The organism is Chryseobacterium cupriresistens, assembly GCF_046614675.1.
GTDB lineage: Bacteria > Bacteroidota > Bacteroidia > Flavobacteriales > Weeksellaceae > Chryseobacterium > Chryseobacterium cupriresistens.
The window spans coordinates 1-8,878 of record NZ_JBKKJT010000016.1; the positions used below are offsets into that span (position 1 = coordinate 1).

The 8,878-nt window shown below is 36.9% G+C and carries 7 protein-coding genes; all 7 read right to left on the reverse strand.

The genetic code is table 11. The annotated features are described in order from the left end of the window. Positions 1-295: 295 nt before the first annotated feature. A complete protein-coding gene (locus ACLI50_RS22445) occupies positions 296-1,534 on the reverse strand; it encodes an amidohydrolase (protein WP_411414669.1) in 1,239 nt (412 codons plus the stop codon). A 79-nt stretch (positions 1,535-1,613) separates the two neighbouring features. Further along, positions 1,614-2,459, reverse strand: coding sequence for an AraC family transcriptional regulator (locus ACLI50_RS22450; RefSeq protein ID WP_202838888.1), 846 nt, complete (start codon positions 2,457-2,459; stop codon positions 1,614-1,616). Positions 2,460-2,662: 203 nt separating this feature from the next. Continuing rightward, positions 2,663-3,994: an amidohydrolase gene (locus ACLI50_RS22455; RefSeq protein WP_202838887.1), complete on the reverse strand. Its 1,332-nt coding sequence runs from the start codon at positions 3,992-3,994 to the stop codon at positions 2,663-2,665. 299 nt (positions 3,995-4,293) lie between these two features. Then, positions 4,294-5,583, reverse strand: a complete 1,290-nt coding sequence (hemL, locus tag ACLI50_RS22460) for a glutamate-1-semialdehyde 2,1-aminomutase (protein WP_411414670.1) — start codon at positions 5,581-5,583, stop codon at positions 4,294-4,296. A gap of 19 nt (positions 5,584-5,602) precedes the next feature. Further along, the gene (locus tag ACLI50_RS22465) at positions 5,603-6,571 is read right to left on the reverse strand and encodes a hypothetical protein (protein WP_202838885.1); all 969 of its coding nucleotides are present in this window, start codon (positions 6,569-6,571) and stop codon (positions 5,603-5,605) included. Positions 6,572-6,587: 16 nt separating this feature from the next. Beyond that, complete coding sequence (locus ACLI50_RS22470) at positions 6,588-7,646, reverse strand: glucosaminidase domain-containing protein (RefSeq protein WP_227943005.1); 1,059 nt, start codon at positions 7,644-7,646, stop codon at positions 6,588-6,590. 66 nt (positions 7,647-7,712) lie between these two features. Beyond that, on the reverse strand, positions 7,713-8,621 hold the full coding sequence (locus ACLI50_RS22475) for a 1-aminocyclopropane-1-carboxylate deaminase/D-cysteine desulfhydrase (RefSeq protein ID WP_343643637.1): 909 nt from the start codon (positions 8,619-8,621) through the stop codon (positions 7,713-7,715). Positions 8,622-8,878 lie beyond the last annotated feature (257 nt).

An 8,878-nucleotide genomic window follows, 5' to 3' on the forward strand; every position in this document is an offset into this window, starting at 1 on the left:
CCAGATAGATTTTGAAGAAAGTAGGGTAAAAATCAAAGACGTTCACCCTACGCAAGCTAACTCAAGGTCGCTTTTATAAATATAAATGTATAAAAAATATTTGGAAGTTAACACAGAATCTAAAGCCTGAGGTATATTTTTTTCCATTCAAACGGGCTAAAGCCCGTTCCTATTGATAAAGAAGAACCCCGAAACCCGAATCCCGAAACTCATAACTCATAATTCAAAAAAAGCCACCAGAAAAGCTTCCGATGGCAGTTACAAAAAACAAGTGTATAAAAAATATATACTCAGATTAATTTCTCCAGAATAAATTACCGCCATTCATCAGGGCTTTTATTTCAGATATTCTGGAAACAGCTTCTGCAGAGCATGAAGCATCTGTCAGAACAATTGCTGCTTCATCACCGGCTTTTGGCCATTGCTGCTTTCCTTTTTCGTCCAGAGGAAGAATGGCTTGAGTCGCAAACTGCAAAGCTCTTGAAAGGGCATATTCTGTAGTATAACCGTACAGTTCAGCAATAAGATTCGCTTTCTGCAGCATACTTCCGGACCCGAAGGTACTCCAGTAGTCCTGTACATTATCATTTCCGATCAATACGTTTACTCCGTATTTTTTCAGGGTCGGAATAGGCATTATCTTTCCTTTAAAAGGTACGGAAGAAGCAATTCCTACTTTTCCAGTAGCCAGTCTTTCTGCAATCTGCTCTGTTTCCTTAGGAGAAAGGTGAGCTAAAGCAAATGCATGGCTTACAAATGTTTTTCCCTGAAGCGCGGGGTTTTCGATCGCTTTATCAATCAGATAATTGATTGTTTTCATTCCGGATTCTCCTGCTTCGTGCAGGTGAATATCAATTCCTTTGTTGTAATCTAAAGCCAGCTGAATCGTAAAATCCATTACTTTTTCAATGCTGCCGTCAATACTTAAAGGATCCAATCCGCCAATAAATCCCACACTTGTAAGCTGTGCTGCTTCTTTCATCAATGGAGCCGTTTCTGTATAATAAACTCCATGCTGCGGGAAGGCCACCAGTTCAGCTTTGAAAGAATCTTTTTTATTATTAAGAGCCTGCTCAAGATGTTCCAGGGATTTCAGTCCAGAGGTAGGATCAATATTGAAATGCGTTCTTACAAAATGCGTTCCGTAATGCTGTTGTAAACTGATCAGCTGTTCTGCCCTGCTTACCGAAGTCTTCAACAATTCAGGAATGATTTCCTGTTCATAGGCGATCATATCTTTCACTGTTTTTCTTTTCGGAGAAAGGGCCTGCCATGGAAGACCATATAACGTTTTATCCAGATGAATGTGCATATCCCTGAATGCGGGAAGCATCAGGTATCCTTTAGCATCGATTGCATTGGAAGCCGGATCATTGGCTTTTACTGTTTTTATTTTTCCATCTTCAATTTCAATACTGAAAAGGCCTGTTTTTGTTCCGGTAACCTCTTCATTTTCGTATTCAAAACCCGTTTCCAGACGGACATTTTTCAGGGAATAGTTTCCTTTTGCAGTTAATTGATAGGGAAATTTCATGATTTAAAATTTAACAATACAAAATTAAGCCGGCCTGAGAGTAAAACCGGTGTATCAATTATGTCTTGTTTTGTACAGATTATTCTTTAAACTGGGAAGGTGTCATTCCCGTTTGGGCTTTAAAGAATTTTGAAAAGCTGGCATGATCATAGAAACCAAGATCATAAACAATATCTTTTACAGACATTTCGGAAACTTTCAGCAGTCTTTTGGCTTCCAGTAAAATGCGGTTCTGAATAAGTGAAGAAGCTGAAGCATTGAGGTTTTTCTTACAGACAATATTCAGGTAGTTGGCAGAAATATTCAGTTTATCGGCATAAAAAGATACAGATCTTTCTGTTTTAAAATATTCGTCAATAAGATGCAGAAATTTTGAAATAATAGGATTTGAGTTATAGATTTCAAAGTCTTTAAAAGCGCCTTCCACAGATTGACTCACCAGCAAACCGATCAATTCACTTCTTTTTTGAATCAGTTCCCAAAAGACTTTTTCCCCACTCAATTCTTTCTGGATAGCCTGAAATTCATACAGAAAAGTTTCAAAAACTTCTTTGGAAAGATTGATCACCGGATGGTTCTGGTAATACGAGGCAGAAAACCGTAATGAGGGCAGAAAACTTTCAAACCAATCTCTGCTGATCATCAGCTGATACCCGATGGTTTCTTTTTCAATCACCCATTGGTGTACCTGATCGGGAAAAACAAGATGAATCTGATGGTCTTTAACCTGATATTCTGTAAAATCTATGGTATGTGAACCTACTCCCTTCTCAAAAAGATTGATGATAAAAAAATCATGTTTGTGCGGATCATCAATGGAGCGCGCTCCGGAAAGTTCATTAAACAGCAGATTACAGCCCTTCAGCTGATTCTCACTAAATTCCTGAATTCCCAAAATAGGAAAATGATCTGTATGGTAAGCCACTCTGCCTGATTTTCTCCTAAAATTACTAAAATTTATGAGAGAAAAAACTAAAACAACCACAAAAGGAACAAAAGCTTTATCTGCATCACGCTATCTTCATTTCCATCTTCGTTTCGTAACTTTTCGTAAACTTTTCATCCCCATTATGGTTGAAAAAACACAACTAGATTATATATTAATTTATTTAATCTTTTTTTTCTACATTAAAAAACAACGTTTCCTTCATGAATTAAAGACTCCACGTGTGAAATTCGTGATACTGCTTCTGCAGAACAACTTGCGTTGATCAATACAAAATTTGCTTTATCCCCGGACTTCGGCCATTGTTGAGTACCTTTATCATCTAACGGAAGAATATTTCCAGTTGCCAGTTTTAAGCTTCTTGATAATAAATACTCTGTTGAATATCCATACAATTGAGCCATTAAATTGGCTTTCTGAAGGACACTTCCGGTTCCGAAAGTATTCCAGTGATCCACAATACTGTCATTTCCTGTGAGAACAGTTACATTATGCTTGTAAAGTGTTGGTATGGGCATAATCAGCCTTCCGAAAGGGATTGTAGAAACAATTCCAATCTGTGCATCACCCAATTTTTCAGCAATTTCTTCCTGTTTTGCGGCTTCTAATTTTCCAAGAACAAAACAGTGGCTTACATATGTTTTTCCTTTAAGAGCTGGGTTTTCGTTTACTTTTTTAATCAGGTATTCTACCGTTTTCAATCCCGAGTCTCCGGTTTCGTGTAAGTGAATATCTATTCCTTTTTTATTGTCTAAAGCAAGCTGAACAGTAAAGTCTACCACTTTTTCAATATCGCCATCAATGTTGAACGGATCTACTCCACCAATAAAATCGATGTCCATCTTCGCAGCTTCTTTCAGATAAGGTACGGAATCCGTATAGAATACACCATGCTGTGGGAAGGCTACCAATTCAGCTCCAAAGCCCTTCTTTTTATTTTCTAAAGCTTTCTGAAGATTTTTTAATGACTGAAGTTTTGAAGTGGGCTCAATATTCACGTGACTTCTTGCAAAGGAAGTTCCCTTAGACTGTAATAACTCAATCAGTTTTTCGGCTTTGAAAGTTGAATTCTTCAGCATCTCAGGAAGCATTTTCTGCTCCAGTTCTATCATTCCTTTGACACCTCCTGTTCTTTTTCTAACGGCCTGCCATTGATCACCATAAAAGGTTTTATCCAAATGGATGTGCATATCCTTAAATGCAGGAAGCATCAACAGTCCTTTTGCATCTACCGCTTTAGCATTAGGTTGATTGGGTGAAATCTTTATAATTTTTCCGTTCTCAACTTCAACATAAAATAGATCCGTTTTGGTAGAAGTCACTTCCCCATCTTGGTATTCAAATCCTGTTTCCAAACGAACATTCTTAAGGTTCATTTTTCCTTTTGCTGAAAGATTTTTCTCATCGAAAGGCGATGCAGTCATGATATTAGGTATTAAAGTTAATCCCGCTACAGCCAACGCTGAATTCCGGATAAAATCTTTACGGGAGATGGTATTGTCTGAGGTCTTCATTTCCAATCTATTTAAGACAAAATTAAAAAGAAGCCCCTTGAATGAGGTGTATGGTTTATTACAAAATCTGTATGATTTATACTTTGTGGTAATTCCCTGCTGAAATACTCAGTTTATCTTTCTACACTACAACTAAGAGTATCCCACAACGCTTGTCATTCCATAAAAATCCAGATTATGCTGTTTTTACTCTTCTACCACAGTGACAAAGATTGCGTTGATTTTTTTCAATCTAAACTCATCAAATCAATTTTCTTTTCCATAAAAAAACCGGATCTAAAATCCGGCTTCATTTATTTTTATTTATTTGAATATTCAAATTTTCTTACTGCTTCCAGTGTCATATCAATTTCTTTATCCTTGATCGCATCACTGATGAAGTAAGTTTCATAACCGCTTGGCGGAAGATATACTCCATTCTGTAACATTTGATGGAAGAAATTATTGAACAATGAGTGGTTAGCTTCCTGTGCCTCATCAAAGTTGGAAACACTTTTAATATGGAAGAATACAGACATCATAGAACCTTTTCTGTTGATTCTGTGAGCGATTCCTTTTTCATTCAGAATTTTCCCTATTTCAAAATCCAATGTTTCTGTTGTTTTCTCCAATCTGTTGAAAAACTCAGGATCATTTTTAATAAGCTGAAGAGTTTTTAATCCGGCTCTCATGGCTAAAGGATTTCCGCTTAATGTTCCCGCCTGGTATACCCCTCCTTTTGGTGCAAGGTGATCCATAATTTCATTTCTTCCTGCGAAAGCTCCTACCGGAAGACCTCCACCGATTACCTTTCCGTAAGTCACTAAATCTGCTTTTACATTGAAAAGTTCCTGTGCACCTCCGAAAGCTAATCTGAAACCGGTCATTACTTCATCAAAGATTAACAAAGCACCGTTTTCATCACAGATCTTTCTCAGGTTTTGTAAGAAATCGTTTTCAGGCAGTACACAGCCCATATTCCCTGCTACAGGTTCTATAATTACAGCTGCAATTTCTCCCGGATTGTGGCGGAATAAATCCTGAACCTGTTCAAAATCATTATAACGGGCCAGCAAAGTATCTTTTGCAGTTCCGGAAGTTACTCCCGGAGAGTTTGGATTTCCGAATGTAGCGGCGCCGCTTCCTGCTTTGATCAGGAATGAATCTGAATGTCCGTGATAGCAGCCTTCAAATTTTACAATCTTATCTCTTCCTGTATATCCTCTTGCCAGTCTTATGGCACTCATACATGCTTCTGTTCCTGAAGAAACCATTCTGATCTGGTCAATATTAGGAACATTTTCAATGATGAATTTTGCAATTTCTGTTTCCAGCTCTGTAGGTGCACCGAAAGAGAATCCTTTCTCTGCCTGTATTTTCAGTTCTTCCAATACTTCAGGATGTGTATGTCCTAAAATGGCTGGGCCCCATGAGTTAATATAATCGATGTAAGTATTGTCATCTGCATCGGTAAGGTAAGCTCCTTTTGCCGATTTCATGAAAACGGGCACTCCTCCTACGGATTTGAATGCTCTTACCGGAGAGTTTACACCTCCCGGAATGTATTTGTAGGCTTCATCAAATAAAGCCGAACTTCTTTGATACTTCATTTTTCTTTTATTTTATTATTTAACCCTCAAAGTAAAGGGTTCCATCTTCTCCTGCATAATTTTTCTGCCCATTACTTATCATGTAATATATCTGAAAAGGATTGCCATTTTTCAAAACGATCATAGCTGGCTCAAATTTTCCGTATAAAACCTTATTATTGGGAAGAATTGTCTTAAAAATCACATTATTTCTGTTATTCGGATCAGGTTCTGAAAGAACAACTAAATGGCTGTCATCTATCAGATTGATTGTTTCATATCGTATAGGATAAACCTCCCGCAAATTTTCATCTGCTAACCCCAAAAAACCTGAAACGTTGGTTGTCAAAATATAAGGTTTACCTTTATAAAACTGCCATCCTACGTATGCTATATCCTGTGTATTGAGAAATACTTTCTTAAGTTTAGGGACATACATCCCGACATAGGTATTTCCGTCCATAATCTCCAGAAAATCAGCTTTGTAATTCCATTGATAACCATCATTATCATATGACTCCAGCATATCCAGATCATCATCATCAAGATCTTCCCTGCTTAATGTCAATTTTGCGTTATTTCTGTTAAGCGGACTATAATTTTCCCAACCACTGTCTCTTACAGGATAACTTTCTTGCTTAATATATTTGTCAAGACGCATTTTGGTCTTGATGGAATAGTAATAATAATCCCATCCATCAAAAACCAGATATTTATCTCGTTCTACAGATATGGGTGTATTGGAAATAAATGGCATGATGATAACAGCATTTCGATCTACGATACCAAATCTTCCATTTTGTTCTGCATGAAATCCTCCTATGGATTCATCATAGCTGCTTATACTGCTATATTGCGGCTGTACAGCTATAAATTTATTAACATCACACAATCCCCACAACTTTCCTTTTCTGTAAGGAATATAATTTTGATCCTGTGAAAATATTGTACACGACATGAATATCAGAAATATCGACAGATATTTAGATTTCACATTTAATATTCTCATGGCTTTGGAATCGTTATTAGTTTCGCGGTTTTTTGTCTATTAAATAAATCAGCTGTCCTGCTGAAGGCTGCTGCCCTTCATCCATTCTGTTTTTAGCATATAATTTATTTAACTTGATTCCGAATTTCTGTGCAATATCATGCATATCTTCTCCGTATTCAGCTTTGTAAGTTGCTGTATTACCTGTAGAATTTTTGGATTCAAGGAAAACGATATCATTTTTCTTCAACGTTTCATTTTCCAGTTCATTCCACTTCATCAGCCTGCTTTCGCTTACTTTGAATTTATTGGCAATGAATTTTACATCGGTATCTTCAGGAATGATAATATATTTCAGCCCGTCATTCGGGTGACTTTTGATAAGAATAGAATTAAGAATTTCAGCTTTCGTTTTGATTCTTTCTACTCTTTTTTGCTGTTGTGCGTAGGAAGTCTGTTTGTAGGGAACTTCTACCGTAACCGGTTCTTTAGCTTTTCTGTTGGCTTTTGAAGGCTCCAGCTGTGCCATGAAAGTTCTGTCGTCTTTCAGATCCGGGTACATTTTAAGAACAGCGTACAATACTTCATTGGAATTGGTATTGTCGTATTCATATAATTTATACTTTTCAATTTTGGAGATAAGAATGGAAGCATAGCGCGGGTTGGTAGCATACCCTGCTTTTTTTAAACCGGTGGCCCACGCTCTGTAATCTTTCATATCCAGTTTGAAAAGGTTGGCGTAATATTTTCTTGTGGATAAAAATATAGAATGGTCTTCATAAGACTGTCTTGGATCGTCGTACACACGGAAGCATTCGTTAGGTGCGTCATCGGTATGTTTCATCGTTCTACCGGTCCAGTCTTCTTTACATTTTATACCGAAGTGGTTTTTACCTTCCTGTGCCAGTCTGCTCTGTCCGCCTCCGGTTTCCAGTAATCCCTGGGCAAGAGTGATAGAAGCCGGGATTTTGTATTTTTCCATTTCTTCTACTGCATATTTAGCAAACTTCTGAATATACTGATCTTCGGTTGCCCAAGTCTGGGCTGAAAATTTTGATAAAACTAAAAGGCTTATGGATAGAAAAAGTCTTTTCATCTTATATTTTTTATTGTTTTAAAATGAAAGATGGAACACTAAGTGTTTCATGTTTTTCAATTTTACTTATATAATTAAATTTCTATTCTGTTTTTCCAACAGCAGATTCGCTCCTTCAATTCCCTGTAAACCACCAGTGTGAAAGCACAAAATCTTACTGTTTTCAGGAAAATATTCTTCTTCTATCATTTCAAAAACCTTCTCCATCATTTTCCCTGTATAAATCGGTTCCAGAGGAATACCGTATCTCTCCTTGAAATCATTGATAAAACGGACGTTTCCATCACTTATTTTACCATAACCTCCAAAACATGAATCTATTAGATTAAAATTCTGTTTCAAAGTTAATTCAAAAATTTTATTTTCAAGTGAAGCATCGTCAACGGCTTTAAATCCTATAACTTTCTGATTCTCTTCACAAAATTTTGAAATTCCTGCAATGGTACCACCGGTTCCAACTGCGGTGCAAAGATAGTCAAAATCTTTTGTTTGTTCGTTGAGCATCATTTTCACTCCTTCTACAGCCTCTTTATTGGTTCCTCCTTCAGGAACAATCAAAGCTTCAGGGAACTCCTGCTGAAGGAATTCTGTCAGTTTTTCTTTGTGGCGGTATTCTTCGCGGGTGACAAATTTCAGGTTCATCCCATTTCTTTTCGCAAAAAGTAAGGTTGGGTTATCGCGCCATTTACGTTCCAGTTCTTCTCCTCTGATGATTCCCAGTGTTGGAATACCCGCCCTATTTCCTACGGCAGAAACCGCAGAAATGTGATTGGAAAAAGCACCTCCAAAAGTAATGATATAAGGGTTTCCCTGATTTTTTTCGAGATAGTTATTGACATTGTGAAAAAGCTTCCAGTATTTATTTCCTGAAATCAACGGATGAATCTGATCTTCCCTTTTAATGAAAAGTTTAATATTTTTCTGAATGGGAATTTCCTGGATGGAAACAGGTTCTGTGGGAAGTTTTAATAGCATTTCAGTTTTACAACTCAAGATTTATTCTTTACAAAAGTAGGAAAAGATTTAGTGTTATGACAATTTGTTGTTTTTATTGTTTTTTTACCACAGATAACACGGATTTCTACAAATGGTTGTTTGATACTTTTTTAAGTTTTGGCTCCTATGTTTGCAAAAGAATAAATTTACATACAAAGCAAAAGGGGTGAGAGAACAGTTTTGGCTAAATAACTCAGGAAGTATATTGTGCTTTAGAAATGTCCTCACTTCTTTAT